General features: G+C 74.9%; 16 protein-coding genes. 11 read left to right on the top strand and 5 right to left on the bottom strand.

The annotated features are described in order from the left end of the window. Positions 1 to 5: 5 nt before the first annotated feature. Positions 6 to 941 (top strand): hypothetical protein, encoded by a 936-nt coding sequence (locus IDM29_RS03440; RefSeq protein WP_182112814.1) that lies wholly within the window; start codon positions 6 to 8, stop codon positions 939 to 941. On the opposite strand, the gene IDM29_RS03435 is transcribed toward IDM29_RS03440, so the two are convergent. Then, complete coding sequence (locus tag IDM29_RS03435) at positions 931 to 1,524, bottom strand: TetR/AcrR family transcriptional regulator (RefSeq protein ID WP_220457998.1); 594 nt, start codon at positions 1,522 to 1,524, stop codon at positions 931 to 933. The genes IDM29_RS03440 and IDM29_RS03435 overlap by 11 nt on opposite strands. A 57-nt stretch (positions 1,525 to 1,581) precedes the next feature. Between IDM29_RS03435 and IDM29_RS03430 the strand changes: the two genes are divergently transcribed. Both IDM29_RS03430 and IDM29_RS03425 read left to right on the top strand, forming a co-directional pair. Continuing rightward, entirely contained in the window at positions 1,582 to 2,223 is a 642-nt protein-coding gene (locus IDM29_RS03430; protein WP_182112816.1) for an NAD(P)-dependent oxidoreductase, read from the top strand. Next, entirely contained in the window at positions 2,220 to 3,158 is a 939-nt protein-coding gene (locus IDM29_RS03425) for an SDR family NAD(P)-dependent oxidoreductase (protein WP_182112817.1), read from the top strand. The genes IDM29_RS03430 and IDM29_RS03425 overlap by 4 nt, the downstream gene beginning before the upstream one ends. A gap of 28 nt (positions 3,159 to 3,186) precedes the next feature. Here IDM29_RS03425 and IDM29_RS03420 read toward each other — a convergent pair whose 3' ends face one another. After that, on the bottom strand, positions 3,187 to 3,987 hold the full coding sequence (locus tag IDM29_RS03420; protein WP_255491716.1) for an HAD-IIA family hydrolase: 801 nt from the start codon (positions 3,985 to 3,987) through the stop codon (positions 3,187 to 3,189). Positions 3,988 to 3,991: 4 nt separating this feature from the next. Beyond that, the gene (locus IDM29_RS03415) at positions 3,992 to 4,717 is read right to left on the bottom strand and encodes a VTT domain-containing protein (RefSeq protein WP_220458091.1); all 726 of its coding nucleotides are present in this window, start codon (positions 4,715 to 4,717) and stop codon (positions 3,992 to 3,994) included. Between the two features lie 85 nt (positions 4,718 to 4,802). On the opposite strand from IDM29_RS03415, the gene IDM29_RS03410 reads away from it, so the two are divergent. The 4 genes from IDM29_RS03410 (at position 4,803) to fbaA (ending at position 8,780) form a co-directional block, all read left to right on the top strand. Then, a complete protein-coding gene (locus IDM29_RS03410; RefSeq protein WP_182112819.1) occupies positions 4,803 to 5,750 on the top strand; it encodes an ABC transporter ATP-binding protein in 948 nt (315 codons plus the stop codon). Beyond that, positions 5,747 to 7,024 (top strand): ABC transporter permease, encoded by a 1,278-nt coding sequence (locus tag IDM29_RS03405; RefSeq protein WP_182112820.1) that lies wholly within the window; start codon positions 5,747 to 5,749, stop codon positions 7,022 to 7,024. Before IDM29_RS03410 ends, IDM29_RS03405 begins: the two co-directional genes overlap by 4 nt. Next, complete coding sequence (locus IDM29_RS03400; protein WP_255491717.1) at positions 7,021 to 7,668, top strand: RNA methyltransferase; 648 nt, start codon at positions 7,021 to 7,023, stop codon at positions 7,666 to 7,668. Before IDM29_RS03405 ends, IDM29_RS03400 begins: the two co-directional genes overlap by 4 nt. 89 nt (positions 7,669 to 7,757) lie before the next feature. Further along, entirely contained in the window at positions 7,758 to 8,780 is a 1,023-nt protein-coding gene (gene fbaA / locus IDM29_RS03395) for a class II fructose-bisphosphate aldolase (RefSeq protein WP_182112822.1), read from the top strand. A 97-nt stretch (positions 8,781 to 8,877) separates the two neighbouring features. Here fbaA and IDM29_RS17165 read toward each other — a convergent pair whose 3' ends face one another. After that, on the bottom strand, positions 8,878 to 9,369 hold the full coding sequence (locus IDM29_RS17165) for an STAS domain-containing protein (protein ID WP_255491718.1): 492 nt from the start codon (positions 9,367 to 9,369) through the stop codon (positions 8,878 to 8,880). Positions 9,370 to 9,460: 91 nt separating this feature from the next. Between IDM29_RS17165 and IDM29_RS03385 the strand changes: the two genes are divergently transcribed. Next, positions 9,461 to 11,629 (top strand): SpoIIE family protein phosphatase, encoded by a 2,169-nt coding sequence (locus tag IDM29_RS03385; RefSeq protein ID WP_182112824.1) that lies wholly within the window; start codon positions 9,461 to 9,463, stop codon positions 11,627 to 11,629. Positions 11,630 to 11,641: 12 nt separating this feature from the next. Here the strand turns inward: IDM29_RS03385 and IDM29_RS03380 are convergent, their stop codons facing one another. Then, on the bottom strand, positions 11,642 to 11,980 hold the full coding sequence (locus IDM29_RS03380; RefSeq protein ID WP_182112825.1) for an STAS domain-containing protein: 339 nt from the start codon (positions 11,978 to 11,980) through the stop codon (positions 11,642 to 11,644). A gap of 114 nt (positions 11,981 to 12,094) precedes the next feature. On the opposite strand from IDM29_RS03380, the gene IDM29_RS03375 reads away from it, so the two are divergent. The 3 genes from IDM29_RS03375 to purD all read left to right on the top strand — a co-directional run bounded on the left by IDM29_RS03375 (position 12,095) and on the right by purD (position 15,280). Next, positions 12,095 to 12,541, top strand: a complete 447-nt coding sequence (locus tag IDM29_RS03375) for a DUF3151 domain-containing protein (RefSeq protein ID WP_182112826.1) — start codon at positions 12,095 to 12,097, stop codon at positions 12,539 to 12,541. A gap of 137 nt (positions 12,542 to 12,678) precedes the next feature. Beyond that, positions 12,679 to 13,965 (top strand): adenylosuccinate synthase, encoded by a 1,287-nt coding sequence (locus IDM29_RS03370; RefSeq protein ID WP_182112827.1) that lies wholly within the window; start codon positions 12,679 to 12,681, stop codon positions 13,963 to 13,965. Positions 13,966 to 13,996: 31 nt separating this feature from the next. Beyond that, positions 13,997 to 15,280 carry a phosphoribosylamine--glycine ligase gene (purD, locus tag IDM29_RS03365; protein ID WP_182112828.1) on the top strand — a complete coding sequence of 428 codons (1,284 nt, stop codon included), beginning with the start codon at positions 13,997 to 13,999 and terminating at the stop codon, positions 15,278 to 15,280. Positions 15,281 to 15,397: the final 117 nt, after the last annotated feature.

Here is a 15,397-nt window from a genome sequence, read left to right as displayed (position 1 = left end):
CGCCCGTGCCCCCGACCGTGCCGCCACCCGCGGCTCCCGGCTCGACCACGGTCCTCGCGCGCGCCGCGGGGGCGGTCCGCTCCGCGGTCCTGGGAGCGGCCGGCCTCGCCGTCATCGCGATCTGGGCCGCCGGCATGTTCTACGTCCTGTACCTCATCACCTCGGCGGCCGCCGAGGTGGTGTCCGACCTGCTCGGCGTGGAGCAGCCGGAACCCGCCCACCTGGCCCTGGCCGTGGGCGCCGTCGTGGCCGTCGCCACGGTGGCCGCGGTCGTCGCGCGCCGGCGCGCCGCGCGCCGCCGTCGGGAGGTCGAGGCCTGGGCCGCCGCGCACGGGTGGACGGTGCGCACGACGACGTCGGTCCTGGGGAGCCGCTGGGCCACGCCGCCGTTCTCGCGGGCCGGCAGCGGCGCCGCGCGCCACGTCCTCGAGCGCACCGTGGACGGGGTCACGGTCACCTCGGCGACGTTCGGTCGCGGCCGGCGGACGCGGCACGTCGCGGTGGTCACCCTGCCCGTGGCGTTCCCGACCCTGAGCCTGGAGCGCGAGGTCGGGGCCGTGCGGGCGCAGGTCGCGGCCGGGGGAGCCGACATCCGGCTCGAGTCCGAGGCGTTCAACCGCGCCTGGCGCGTGCGCTCGGCCGTGCCCGAGTTCGCCCACGCCGTCGTCCACCCCCGCCTCATGGCGCGCCTGCTGGAGCCCGACGTGGCCGACGTGGGCGTCGTCGTGGAGGACCGCGACGTCGTCGTGCACCGGCCCGGCAGCACCGACGTCGCCGCGGTGGAGCGGCTGGCCTCCCTCGCCGTCGAGCTCGCCGCGGCGCTGCCGCGGTGGGTCCGGGACGACGGCCGCTCGCGTTACGAGACGCTCCCGACGACGCGGCGCGCACGCCTGCGCGCCCTGCGCTCGCCTGCCGACCGGGCCGGCGACATCACGCCGTGAGGCCCGCGCGCGTCGGCGGGTCGGCGGGGGACCACGCGCCGAGCGCGTCCACGGCCGCCTCGAGCACCGCGTCGGGCAGGTGCCCGGGCTCGAGCACGCTGCGGTAGAGCAGCGGCCCCACGACGAGGGCGGCCGCGAACGACAGGTCCACCGCGGGCCGCAGCTCGCCGGACGCGACGGCGAGCCGCAGCGCCGCCTGGAGCTGGCCCGACGCGGCTGCGGCCGAGGCGTCACGGCGCCGTGCCGCGGCCTCGTCCCACGTCGCGGTGTGGACGAGCGCCAGGGTCACGCCGGCCACCTCCCGCAGGAGGAGCTCGTCCGCCAGGGCCCGGAGCTGTCCCAGCAGCCACGGCCGGACGGGCGCCTGCGGGTCGGCGAAGAACGGCAGCCGCGCGCCGCTCATGGCGTCCAGGAGCATCGCCTCGGCGGTCGGCCAGTGCCGGTACACGGTGGCCCGGCCCACCCCCGCCTCCTGGGCCACGCGCTGGTGGGTCACGGCGGCGGGCCCGTGTGCGCTGAGGAGCCGCCGGGCCGCCTCGAGCATGGCGCGCCGGCTGCGGAGCGCGCGCGGGTCGGTCGTCACGCCCCGAGCATATGAGACATCTTGACTCACACGCAGCGCGCGTGCCATCGTCCAGTTATGAGACAAGGTGACTCACAAAAGCCGAGGATCGCGGTGCTGGGCGCCTCGGGGCGCACGGGACGCGCCGTCGTCGACGCGGGGGTGCGGCACGGATCCCTCGTCACGGCCGTGGTCCGGCGCCAGGGTCTCGTCCCGCTCGGGGCGGGCGTCGTCGAGGCCCTCGTGCCCGCACCCGGCGTGTCGGGGGCCCTCGATGCCGCGCTGGCCGGTCACGACGCGGTGATCAGCGCGCTCGGCCCGCGAGGGCGCGGCCCCTCGACGGTCTGCGCGGACGGGGCGCGCTCGGCCCTCGGCTCCATGGCCCGCACCGGCGTGCGGCGGCTCGTCGTCGTCAGCGCGCACGCCGTCGGCGAGAGCCGGGACCGCTCGCCGTACTCGCTGTTCGTCTGGGCGCTGGTCGGCGACAAGATGCGGGACAAGGAGGCGATGGAGGCGCTCGTCCGTGCGTCGGACCTCGACTGGACCCTCGTGCGACCACCCGGGCTGTCGGACGGTGCGACCACCCTGCGCTATCGCACCGGGGAGGGCCTGCGCCTGGGGTTCACGTCCACCGTCACGCGCGCCGACCTCGCCGACTTCCTCGTCCGCGAGGCCGGGACCGGCGAGCACGCGGGTCGAGCCGTGGGGATCGCGGCGTGAGCGTCGCGCGGGACGCCGGCGCGCACCCGGTGCCGGTGGGGGTGGACCTGCGCGGGACGACGGCGCTCGTCACGGGCGGCACCGGTGGCATGGGCCGCGTCCTGGTCACCGCGCTGGCCGGGGCCGGCGCGGACGTCGTGACGGTGACGCGCGACCCCGCCCGCGGCCGCGAGCTCGTCGCACGGGTCGCGCGCGACGTCGGCGGCGACCGCGTCCAGGTCCTCACCGCCGACCTGTCCTCGCGCGCCGACCTGCACGCCGTCGCCGAGCGCGTCCGCTCCGAGCGCCCGGAGCTGCACCTGGTGGTCCACAACGCCGGGGCGCACTTCCCCGACCACGCCCTGACGGTCGACGGCGTCGAGCGGCACGTCGCGCTGGACCACCTCGCCGGATTCACGCTGACCACGCTGCTGGAGGACCGGCTGCGCGCGGGCGCACGCGTCGTCACCGTCGTCTCGGCCGCGATGAACGACACCCGTCGGGTCCGGATCGGCGGTCGTCCCCGCCCTGTGCGGCTCGAGCCCGCGCAGCTCGACGACGTGCGGCTGCTCAACCCCGCCGCGGGCTTCGTGCCGTTCGAGGCGTACGCCCGCGCCAAGCTCCTCGCGACGATGTGCGGGTACGAGCACGCCGGACGCCTCGCCGCGTCCGGCGTGACCGTCAACGCGGTGCACCCCGGCATCGTGGGCACCCCGCTGGTCGACGCGATGGTGCCCGGCCCGCTCCGGGCGCTGCGCCCGCTGCTGCGGCGGGCGCTGTTGACCCCCGAGGCCGGCGCCGCGTCGGTCCTGCGCCTGGCCACGGACCCGGCGGTCACGGGCACCGGCCACTACTACGAGCGCGCCGCGCGCGCCGAGAGCCCACCGGCCTCCCACGACGCGCGCCTGCGCGCCATGGCGTGGGAGGCCAGCCGGGCGTGGGCCTTCGGCCGGTGAGCGCGGGCCGCGGCCGCGCGCCCGCGGCTCAGATCAGCGGGACGAGGTCCGCGACGGAGTCGACGACGTGGCTGGGGCGGAACGGGAAGGTCGGGACGTCGCTCGCGCGCGTCGACCCCGTGAGCACGAGGTAGGTGAGCAGGCCCGCCTCCATGCCGGCGACGATGTCCGTCTCCATCCGGTCGCCGACCATCGCGGTCGACTCCGAGTGCGCGTCGATCCGGTTGAGCGCCGAGCGGAACATCATGGGATTGGGCTTTCCGACGAAGTACGGCTGCCGCCCCGTCGCCGCAGTGATCATCGCCGCCACCGCGCCGGTCGCCGGGAGGTCGCCCTCCGCGCTCGGCCCCGTCACGTCGGGGTTCGTGGCGATGAACCGGGCGCCGCCCTGCACGAGCCGCACGGCCTTGGTGATCGCCTCGAACGAGTACGTCCGGGTCTCCCCGAGCACGACGTAGTCCGGGTCCGACTCGGTCAGCGTGTACCCGGCCTCGTAGAGCGCCGTCGTCAGGCCGGCCTCGCCGATCGCGTACGCCGAGCCGTTGGGCACCTGGTCCGCGAGGAAGTCGGCCGTCGCGAGCGCCGACGTCCAGATGGCCTCCTCGGGGACGTCGATGCCCGAGGACGCGAGCCGCGCCCGCAGGTCGCGCGCGGTGAAGATCGAGTTGTTCGTCAAGACCAGGAAGGGCAGGCCGGCGTCGCGCAGGGCGCGGATGAACTCCGGCGCCCCGGGCAGGGGCCGGCCCTCGTGGACGAGCACCCCGTCCATGTCCGTGAGCCAGGTGCGGATCTCGCGGTCGGACATCGGGCGGTGCGGTGTCCCGGTCATCGCCTCAGCCCTCGATGTCGTCCTGGGCGACGCGCGCACGCTCGGCCGGCTCGTCGTAGCGCGGGTCGCGGCTCTTGCTGCGGGCGCGCAGCAGCTCGATCACGATCGGCAGCACGGAGACGCCGACGATCGCGACGAGGATGATCTCGATGTTCTCCTTGATGAACTCGACGTTGCCGAGCAGGTAGCCCAGCACCGTGACGCCCACGCCCCACAGGAACGCGCCGATGACGTTGTAGGAGACGAAGTGCCGGTAGCGCATGTTGCCGACGCCGGCGGCGACCGGGGCGTACGTCCGCACGAACGGCACGAAGCGCGCGACGATGATCGTCCGCCCGCCGTACCTGTCGAAGTACTTGTAGGTCTGGTCGATGTACTGCTGCTTGAAGAACCGCGAGTCCGGCTTGTTGAAGATCTTCGGGCCGGCCTTGCGGCCGATCATGAAGCCGACCTGGTCACCGAGGAAGGCCGCGAGGAAGAGGGCGAGGCAGAGCAGCCAGATCGGGACGTTCATCTCCTCCTGCGCCACCAGCATGCCCGCGGTGAACAGCAGGCTGTCCCCGGGCAGGAAGGGGAACAGCAGGCCGGTCTCGATGAACACGACGAGCACCACGCCGATGAGGGCGTACGCCCCGAACGAGGCGATGAGCTTGTCGGCGTCGAGGAAGTCGGGGCCCAGCGCGGGGACCGGACCGGCGAGGACGTCGGCGAGGAGGAGGGTGGGCTGCACGCCTCCAGGGTACGGGGCGGGCCCGCGCCGCGACCTCCGTGCCTCGGTAGGGTCGCCGGTGCGACCCGTGGCAGCAGGAGGAACGGTGGAGGACGAGCTCAGGCTCATCGACGTGAGCCGCCGGTTCGGTGACCGCGCGGCGCTGACGGACGTCGGCTTCGCCGTCCGGCCCGGTCGCATGACCGGGTTCGTGGGAGCGAACGGCGCGGGCAAGACCACGGCGATGCGCATCGTGCTCGGCGTCCTGGCGGCCGACTCCGGCCGCGTCGAGCTCGGCGGCCGCGAGGTGACGCGCGAGGACCGCCGCCGCTTCGGGTACATGCCCGAGGAGCGCGGCCTCTACCCCAAGATGGCCGTCGTCGACCAGCTCGTGTACCTCGCACGCGTGCACGGCCTGGACGGCCCGACGGCGCGGCGCCGGACGGCCGAGCTGCTCGACCGGCTCGGCCTGGCGGACCGCGCGAAGGACCAGCTGCACACCCTCTCGCTGGGCAACCAGCAGCGGGTGCAGGTCGCCGCCGCGCTGGTGCACGACCCCGTGCTGCTGGTCCTGGACGAGCCGTTCTCGGGCCTGGACCCGTTGGGCGTCGACACGATGGCGGCGCACCTGCGCTCGCGGGCCGACGACGGCGTCCCGGTGCTCTTCTCGTCCCACCAGCTCGAGCTGGTCGAGCGGCTGTGCGACGACGTCGTGATCATCGACAGGGGTCGCGTCGTGGCGGCCGGGCCCGCTGCGGACCTGCGCGCGCAGCGCACCGGCCGCCGGATCAGGGTGGTCGTCGAGCCGGCGCCGGACGACGCCGGCGTGCTGCCGACGCAGCCCGAGGGCGCGCCGTCGGGCGTCGCGTCGTTCCTCGAGCAGGTACCGGGCGTCTCGCTCGTCCACCAGGACGGGCGCGCGGTCGTCGTCGACCTCGCCGACGACGCCGACGACCAGGCGCTCCTCGCCGAGGCCCAGCGCCACGGGGCCGTGCGGGAGTTCGCGCCCGTCGTCCCGACGCTCGCCGAGATCTTCCGGGAGGTCGTGCGATGAGCAGCCCCGCCACCGCGGTCGCCCCGCTGCGTGCGGCCCCGGCCGTCCGCGTCGTGGCCGCGCGCGAGATCGCGGTCAAGCTGCGCGACAAGGCGTTCCTCGCCTCGACCGTGTTCATGCTCCTGCTGGTCACCGCCGCGACGGTGATCCCGGTGCTGCTGAGCCAGCAGACGCCGTCGTGGCGCGTCGCGGTCCAGGGCGACGCCGCCGACGACGTCGTCGCGGTCGCCGCGCGGCTCGGCCTGCAGGCGCAGGACCCCGACTCCCAGATCCCGCCGGCGCTGCGCCTGCTCGGCGCGGGCGGCCTGCCCGCGGCCGACCTCACCGCCATCGAGGTCCCCCCGGACGGCGACGTCGAGCGCCTCGTGCGTGACGGTGACGTCGCCGCGGCGCTCGTGGGCGACGACGTCACCGACCTGCGCCTCCTGGGCGACGAGTCCGTGCCGGCGCAGCTCGACGTCCTCGTCAGCGCCGCCGCGAGCGAGGTGCAGGTCGAGCGCGCGGCCACCGAGGCGGGCCTCGACGCCGCCGAGGTGGCGGCGCTCACGAGCCCCGTGCCGCCCGTCGTCACGCTGCTCGAGCCCCGGCCCGAGGGGTCCGTGCCGCCGGAGCTGCTCGTGCTGGTGTTCGCGTTCCTCTTCTACATCTCGGTGCTGACCTTCGGGATGTCGATCGCGCAGAGCGTGGTCGAGGAGAAGCAGTCCCGCGTCGTCGAGCTGCTCGTCGCCGCCATGCCGGTGCGGTGGCTGCTGGCCGGCAAGGTCGTCGGCAACACGGTGATGGCCGTCGGCCAGGTGGTCGTGGTCGTGGGGGCCGGGTTGCTCGGCGCGACCCTCGCCGGGCAGGGCGAGCTGGTCGGTCAGCTGGCCGGCGCGTCCGGCTGGTTCGTGCTCTTCTTCCTGCTCGGCTTCGTCATGCTCGCGTGCCTGTGGGCCGTGGCCGGCTCGCTCGCGTCCCGGGTCGAGGACCTGCAGTCGACGACGGTGTTCATGCAGGTCCTCGTGGTCGTGCCGTTCTTCGCGGCGATCTTCGCGATCGACCCCGGGCCCACGCAGCGCGCCCTGTCCTACATCCCGTTCACGGCCCCGCTGCTCATGCCCGCGCGGATCGTGCTCGGCAGCGCCGAGCCGTGGGAGCCGTGGGTCTCGGCCGGGCTCGTCCTCGCGACCGCCGCGGCCTTCGTGCTGCTGGGCGCCCGCCTGTACGAGGGCTCGGTGCTGCACACGTCCTCGCGCCTGCGGGCGACCGAGGCGTGGCGCGCGGGCCGCGGGTGAGCGCGCCGGACGAGCCGGGGGAGCGGGAGGAGGTCGGCGTCGGCCCCTGGCCCGGCGGGCCGGACGCGTGGCCACCGCTCGACGTCGACGGCGTACGGCGCTACGACCCCGAGCTGCTGGCCGGGGGCGACCGGCGCAACGTGGTCGACCGCTACCGGTACTGGACGCTCGAGGCGATCGTGGCGGACCTCGACACCCGGCGGCACCCGTTCCACGTCGCCGTGGAGAACTGGGCCCACGACCTGAACATCGGGTCGGTCGTCCGCACCGCCAACGCGTTCGCGGCGGAGGCCGTCCACATCGTGGGGCGGCGCCGGTGGAACCGGCGCGGGGCGATGGTGACCGACCGCTACCAGCACGTGCTGCACCACCCGGACGTCGCCGACCTGCTCGCGTGGGCCGCGGAGCGGGACCTGCCCGTGCTGGGCGTCGACAACCTGCCCGGCTCGGTCCCGCTCGAGGGCTACCCCCTCCCGCGGGCCTGCGTGCTGCTCTTCGGGCAGGAGGGCACGGGCCTGTCGGAGGCCGCCCGCGCGGCGTGCGCCGACGTGCTGCACATCCGCCAGTTCGGGTCCACGCGCTCGATCAACGCGGGCGCGGCGGCGGCGATCGCGATGCACACCTGGATCACGCAGCACGCCTGAGGTGAGCCGGGGCCGAGAGGTCCCGGCGTGTCGGGGGGTCCCCGTGACACCATGGGGGTGAACCACCCCACTGACCCGCAGGAGTCTTCATGCCCATCGCCACCCCCGAGGTCTACGCCGAGATGATCGATCGGGCGAAGGCAGGCAAGTTCGCCTACCCCGCCGTGAACATCACGTCGTCCCAGACGGTCACGGCGGCCCTCCAGGGCTTCGCCGAGGCGGAGTCCGACGGCATCATCCAGGTCTCCGTCGGTGGCGCCGAGTACGCGTCCGGCTCGACGGTCAAGGACCGCGTCTCCGGCACGCTGGCGCTCGCCGCCTACGCGGCCGAGGTCGCCAAGGGCTACGGCATCACCGTGGCGCTGCACACCGACCACTGCGTGAAGAAGAACCTCGACTCCTGGGTCCGCCCGCTCCTGGCCCTCGAGGCCGAGCAGGTCAAGCGCGGCGAGAACCCGACGTTCCAGTCGCACATGTTCGACGGCTCGGACATCCCGCTCGAGGAGAACCTGGTCATCGCGGCGGAGCTCCTCGAGCTCTCGCAGGCGGCGCGCACGATCCTCGAGATCGAGGTCGGCGTCGTCGGTGGCGAGGAGGACGGCCACGAGGCCGAGATCAACGAGAAGCTCTACACGACGGCCGAGGACGGCCTCGCGACGGTCCGTGCGCTCGGCGCCGGCGAGAAGGGCCGCTACCTGACGGCCCTGACGTTCGGCAACGTCCACGGCGTCTACAAGCCCGGCGCCGTCAAGCTGCGCCCGGCGATCCTCGCGGAGATCCAGAAGGCCGTCGGCGACGAGATCGGCATCGAGAACCCGTTCGACCTCGTCTTCCACGGCGGCTCGGGCTCGACCGCCGCCGAGATCGCGGAGGCGGTCGACAACGGCGTCATCAAGATGAACATCGACACGGACACGCAGTACGCGTTCACGCGTCCGGTCGTCGGCCACATGTTCAGCAACTACGACGGCGTCCTCAAGGTCGACGGCGAGGTGGGCAACAAGAAGGCCTACGACCCGCGCGCCTGGGGCAAGCTCGCCGAGGCCGGCATGGCCAAGCGCATCGTCGAGGCGTGCCAGCAGCTGCGGTCGGCGGGCCAGCAGATCCGCTGAGCGCGGGCCCATGACGAAGGCCGCCGTCCCCGTGGGGGCGGCGGCCTTCGCTGTCTGTCGGGCGGCCCTGCGGGCCGCGGTCTGCTGCGTCGGTGCGTCAGGCGACGTCGTCGGGGCCCGGCACCGACTGCGGCGCACGTCCCCCGGGGCCGATGGTCGGCAGGTGGTGCTCGGGCTCGGGGTCGTCGACCAGCTCGAGCAGCTCGCCGATGCGCGTCACCTGGAGCAGGAAGCGGACCGTCTCCGGGGCGCGGAGCACGCGCACCTTCTGGCTCGACCGCGTGGCGATGCGGGCGAGGAACGCGATGCCCGACGAGTCCATGAACGTCACGTGCTGGGCGTCGATGTCGATGGGCAGGCCGGCGGCCTCCGCGTCAGCCGTCGCCTCGGAGAGGTCCGCGGCCATGTCGGCGTCGACCTCGCCCGACAGCACGATGCGGGTCCGGCCGTCCTGGACGATGACGTGGACCGAGGCCGGCTCGGAGATCGCGTCCGTGGGGAGCTCTCCGGTCGTGTCCGCCTCCGACGCGATACCTGCCCCCTCGGACTCGGCAGGCTTGTCCGGCGTCCGGCTGTTACCGTCTCGCACGTCGCTCCTCCAGCCACACTCGTGCCCACGCCCCGGTCGGGACGTCCCGCAGCGGAGCGTCTGTGCGAACGCTAGACGATGGGAGGCGGGGATGGTCAACCGGGCCGCCTCGGGGACCCCGGACGACCTCCTCGCCGACGTGCGGGACCGCGCGCTGCGCGACACCGACGTGTCCTTCGTCATCACCGACGCGCTCACGCCCGGCTCTCCCATCGTCTGGGTGAACGAGGCGTTCACGCGTACGACCGGGTACGGGCCGGACGAGGTGCGGGGTCGCAACCCGAACCTGCTCCACGGTCACGGGACGGACCGCGTCGAGGCCGCCCGCATGGCGGAGGCGGCCGCCGCCGGCCGCGCGGCGACGGTGACGGTCCTCAACTACCGCCGCGACGGCACGCCCTTCTGGAACCAGGTCTCCATCTCGCCCGTGCACGACGCCGCCGGGACGGTGACGCACTGGGTCGGTGTGCAGGTCGACGTCACCGAGCAGGTGCGCCGTGCCGCCGCGCAGGAGGCGTCGATCGAGGTCGAGCGCCGCGCGCGCGCCGGGCTCTCGCTCGTCGCCGAGGTCTCCGACCTGCTCTCCGACCTCGACGAGCCGTCGGTGCTGCGCGAGATCGCGGGTCTGCTGCGGGAGCAGGTCGTGGACTGGGCCGCCTTCCTGGTGGACGACGCGGGCCTGCGCCCGGCGAGCGGGATCGAGCCCGTGTTCCGAGAGAGCGGGACCACCCGGGGGCGCCGACCGGTGGACCTGGTGGACGGCACCCCCGGTGACGACCCGGTCCAGCGGCTCCTCGACGGGACCGAGCAGGGCCCCCTCGAGGTGCCTCTGGACGCGGAGGGCGTCGGGCCGGTCACCGCCCGCCTCGTCGCGCACGTGCGGCTGAGCCTCGAGGGTCCCGAGGGCGCCGGCGGGCCGCGCCGACCCACGAGCGTGGTCGTGCACACCGTGCCCGGGCGCCGGCGCAGCCAGGGGGTCCTGGTCACGGTGCCCCGCGGCGGTGGCGGCCTCGAGGCCCTGGACGCACACGACCGCACGGTGCTGCACCTGGTGGTCCGTCGCGTCGGCATGGCCATCGACAACGTGCGGCTCTACGCGCGCGAGCACCGCCTCGCCGAGACCCTCCAGCGCGCGATGCTGCCGGAGCAGGCGGAGGTCCGGGGCCTGGACGTGTGGACCTACTACGCGCCCAGCGCGGGGCACGCCCAGGTCGGGGGCGACTGGTACGACGTGCTCCAGGTCTCCGAGGACCAGGTGGCGGTCGTCATCGGCGACGTCGTCGGGCACGACGTGGAGGCGGCGGCGGCGATGGGCCAGCTCCGCTCCGTCGTGCGCGCGTACGCGTTCGACGAGGGGGCTCCCGGGGCGGTCCTCGACCGCGTCGACCAGCTGGTGGCCGGGATGCGTATCACGCGCTCGGCGAGCCTGGTCCTCGCGATGCTGGCCCGCCACCCCGACGACGGCGGCTGGAGCCTGCGGTACTCGCGCGCCGGCCACCTGCCCCCGATCCTGGTGCGCCACGGACAGGTGACCCAGCTGGCCGAGGCGGGCGGCCCGATGGTGGGGTTCGGCGGCGCCGGGCGGCCGACGGGGGAGACCTCGCTCGAGCCCGGTGACGTCGTCGTGTTCTACACGGACGGGCTGATCGAGCGGCGGGACCGGACGCTGCGGGACGGCCTCGGCGCGCTGGTGGACGCGGCGGCGCTCGTCGGCGCGACCGACGCCGCCGGCGTCGGCGAGGAGCTGCTGGCACGTCTCGCGGACGGACCCGAGGACGACGTGGCGGTCGTCGTCGTGCGGGTGCCCGGCCCGGTGACGCGTCCCGCAGGCAGCCCGGACGCGCCGGCCGCGGCGACGGGCGTGCCGCGTCGGCGGCGGTGGTCGATGCCGAGCGACTCGGCGTCCATCGCCCGGGCGCGCCACGCGGTGACGCGCACGTGCGAGGCGTGGGGGCTGCCGGACGCCCGCGCCGCCGAGCTCGTCGTGTCCGAGCTCGTCGCCAACGCCGTGCTGCACGGCTGGGGCCACCTCGCGCTGCGGCTCTTCGACACCGGCGAGGGCCTGCGGATCGAGGTCGAGGACGCGAACCCCGCACCGCCCGTCACGACCGAGGGCCACCACGGCCGGGTCGGCGGCTACGGCATGCAGATCGTCGAGCGCCTCGCCGACTGGGGCTGGCGGCCCTCCGGCGCGGGCAAGGTCGTGTGGGCCCGCGTGCGGCCCACGCCGTTCGGACCGGGACCCGACGCGGCGCCGTGAACGTCGGCGGGCTCAGGCCCGCGTGCTCGCCACGGGCGGGCAGACGTGCTCGCCGTCGATGCGGAACATCGGCAGCGCGCCGCACACCTCGAGCACGAACAGCTCGCGCTCGTCGCAGCCGCGCAGGACGGTGGCACCGCCGCGCTTGCGGCCGGCGTCGGCGAGCGAGATGAGGAACGCGGCGCCGGTCGAGTCCATGAAGGTCACGCCGCACATGTCGATGACGAGCAGCTGGCGCCGCAGCCCGGTGATGCGGGCGGTGATCTCGGGGAACTGGTCCCGCTCCGAGAGGTCGAGGTCCCCCGCGATGGTCAGCGTCGTCGTCGCCGGTGACATGGCGATCTCGATCATGGAAGCTCCGATGCGGGGGGAAGGCGGTACCTCGACTCTATCCAGGCGCCGTGCGCGCTGCACTCCCGTCCCCGGCCGGTCGGCGGTACGCCGCCGCTGCAGGAGGATGGGGGCATGGCCCACGAGAACCCGCACGCCAACCTGCTGGGCGGCCCCGCGCCGACCCTCCTGCCCGCCGACCACCCCGACACCGCGGCCCGCGCGGCGCTCGCCTCGGCCGGGGCGCGCGACGTCGCCCGCGCCCACCCGGCGTCGTCCATCGCCTGGGCGCTGCTCGCCGAGGAGGAGCTCGGGCACGACGACGTCGCCGCCTACGCCTACGCGCGCACCGGCTACCACCGCGGCCTCGACGCGCTGCGGCGCGCGGGCTGGCGCGGCACCGGCCCCGTGCCGGCGGACCACGTCACCAACCAGGGCTTCCTGCGCGCGCTCCTGGCGCTCGCGCAGTCGGCGGCGGCGATCGGCGAGGTGGCCGAGGCCGAGCGCTGCACCGCCTTCCTCGCCGACTGCGGCACCACGCCGGCGGAGGTCGAGGCGCTGCGCGCGGCCGCGCCCGCCTGAGGGTCCGCCCCGGGCGCCGGTGAGGCCTGCGGGCGGTGCGTGCGGGGGTGACCCCGGCGGTGGCGGTAGCCTCGTCGGGGCGCGCCGCCGGTCTGGCGCGCGCCCGCCGCACCGTCGTCCACAGCAAAGGACCTCTCATGCCAGCCGTCGTCGTGCTCGGCGCCCAGTGGGGCGACGAGGGCAAGGGCAAGGCCACCGACCAGCTGGGGTCGCGCGTCGACCACGTCGTGAAGTTCAACGGCGGCAACAACGCCGGCCACACGGTCGTGATCGACGGCGAGAAGTACGCCCTGCACCTGCTGCCCTCGGGCATCCTCTCGCCGGGCGTGACCCCCGTGATCGGCAACGGCGTGGTCATCGACCTCGAGGTGCTGTTCCAGGAGATCGACGCGCTGGAGGTGCGCGGGGTCGACACCTCGCGGCTGCTCGTCTCCTCGAGCGCGCACCTCATCGCGCCGTACAACCGGACCATCGACAAGGTCACGGAGCGGTTCCTCGGCAAGCGCCGGATCGGGACGACGGGTCGGGGCATCGGCCCCACCTACGCCGACAAGATCAGCCGCGTGGGCATCCGCGTCCAGGACCTGTTCGACGAGCACATCCTGCGGCAGAAGGTCGAGGGCGCCCTCGACCAGAAGAACCACCTCCTGGTGAAGGTCTACAACCGGCGCGCGATCACCGTCGACGAGACGGTCGAGGAGCTGCTGACGTTCGCCGAGCGCCTGCGCCCGATGGTCGCGGACACCGCCCTCGTGCTCAACCAGGCGCTCGACGCGGGCAAGACCGTCGTGTTCGAGGCGGGGCAGGCCACGATGCTGGACGTCGACCACGGCACCTACCCGTTCGTCACGTCCTCCTCGGCGACGGCGGGCGGCGCGTGCACGGGCTCGGGCGTCGGGCCCACCCGCATCGACCGCGTCGTGGGCGTCATCAAGGCGTACACCACGCGCGTCGGCGAGGGCCCCTTCCCCACCGAGCTGCTGGACGACGCGGGCGAGTTCCTGCGCAAGACCGGCGGCGAGTACGGCACGACGACGGGTCGGCCGCGCCGCTGCGGCTGGTACGACGCGGTCGTCGCGCGGTACGCGTCGCGCGTCAACGGCCTGACCGACCTCGTCCTGACCAAGCTCGACGTGCTCACCGGCCTCGAGAAGATCCCGGTCTGCGTCGCGTACGACGTCGACGGCGTCCGGCACGACGAGATGCCCGTGGACCAGACGCAGTTCCACCACGCCGTCCCGGTCTACGAGGAGCTCGACGGGTGGTGGGAGGACATCTCGCAGTGCCGCACGTTCGAGGACCTGCCGGCGACCGCCCAGCGCTACGTGCTCGCGCTCGAGGAGATGTCGGGGACGCGGATCTCGAGCATCGGCGTGGGTCCGGGCCGCGAGGCGACGATCGTCCGTCACGACCTGCTGGGCTGAGACCCGGCGTGTGCGCCTAGGCTGACGGCCCGTGAGGATCCTCGTCATCGGCTCGGGCGCGCGCGAGCACGCCATCGTCCTCGCCCTCGCGGGCGGGCCCGACGTCCGGCCGGGCGCCGGCCCGGGGCACGAGCTGCACGCCGCACCGGGCAACCCCGGCATCGGCGCGCTCGCGCAGCGGCACGAGGTGGACGCGCTCGACCCCGACGCCGTGGCGGCGCTGGCGTCGCGGCTCGCGGCCGACCTGGTCGTCGTCGGGCCGGAGGGCCCGCTCGTCGCCGGTGTCGCCGACGCCGTGCGCGCGGCCGGCATCGCGTGCTTCGGGCCGAGCGCCGAGGCCGCCGTGCTCGAGGGCTCGAAGGCGTTCGCCAAGGACGTCATGGCGGCGGCCGGCGTGCCGACCGCGATGGCCCACGTGTGCACGACGCCGGCGGAGCTCGCCGACGCGCTCGACGCGTTCGGCGCCCCCTACGTGGTCAAGGACGACGGCCTCGCGGCCGGCAAGGGCGTCGTCGTCACGTCCGACCGCGACGAGGCGCTCGCGCACGGCGAGGCGTGCCTGCGCGCGGGCTCGCAGGTCGTGGTCGAGGAGTTCCTCGACGGGCCGGAGGTCTCCCTGTTCTGCCTGAGCGACGGCTCGACGGTCGTCCCGCTCGCACCCGCGCAGGACTACAAGCGCGCGCTCGACGGTGACGCGGGCCCCAACACCGGGGGCATGGGTGCCTACTCGCCGCTCCCGTGGGCGCCGCCCGGCCTGGTCGACGAGGTGATGACGCGCGTCGCCCAGCCGACCGTCGACGAGATGCGCCGCCGCGGCACGCCCTTCGTCGGCGTCCTGTACTGCGGCCTGGCACTGACGGGCCGCGGCGTGCGGGTCGTGGAGTTCAACGCGCGCTTCGGCGACCCCGAGACGCAGGTCGTGCTCGCGCGCCTCGCGACGCCGCTCGCCGACCTGCTGCTGGCCGCGGCGACGGGCCGCCTGGACCAGCAGCCGCGCCTGCGCTGGCACGACGACGCCGCGGTGACGGTCGTCGTCGCCGCGCCCGGCTACCCGGGCCCCGTCCGTGGTGGCGACCCGATCACCGGGGTCGAGGCGGCGGACGGGCTGCCGGCGGTGCACGTGCTCCACGCGGGCACCGCGTCCGGGCCGGACGGTGCGCTGGTCTCCGCCGGCGGGCGGGTGCTCTCCGTCGTCGGCCGCGGCCCCGGCCTGGACGCGGCGCGCGCCGCCGCCTACGCGGGGGTCGACCGGATCCGCCTCGACGGCTCGCACCACCGCAGCGACATCGCGGCGCGCATGCCGGAGCCGTCCTGACCGCGAGGACCCGGACGACCGCGGGCGCGCCCCCCACCGGACCCGCAGCCGCCCCGGTCCGCAGCGCCGGGCGCGGGCGACGCGGCGCCCTGGCGGCGCTGTCCGCCCTGGCGCTGG

It is taken from the genome of Actinotalea sp. JY-7885 (assembly GCF_014525465.1).
Taxonomy (GTDB): domain Bacteria; phylum Actinomycetota; class Actinomycetes; order Actinomycetales; family Cellulomonadaceae; genus Actinotalea.
This window is presented reverse-complemented; position numbering and strand designations above follow the sequence as displayed.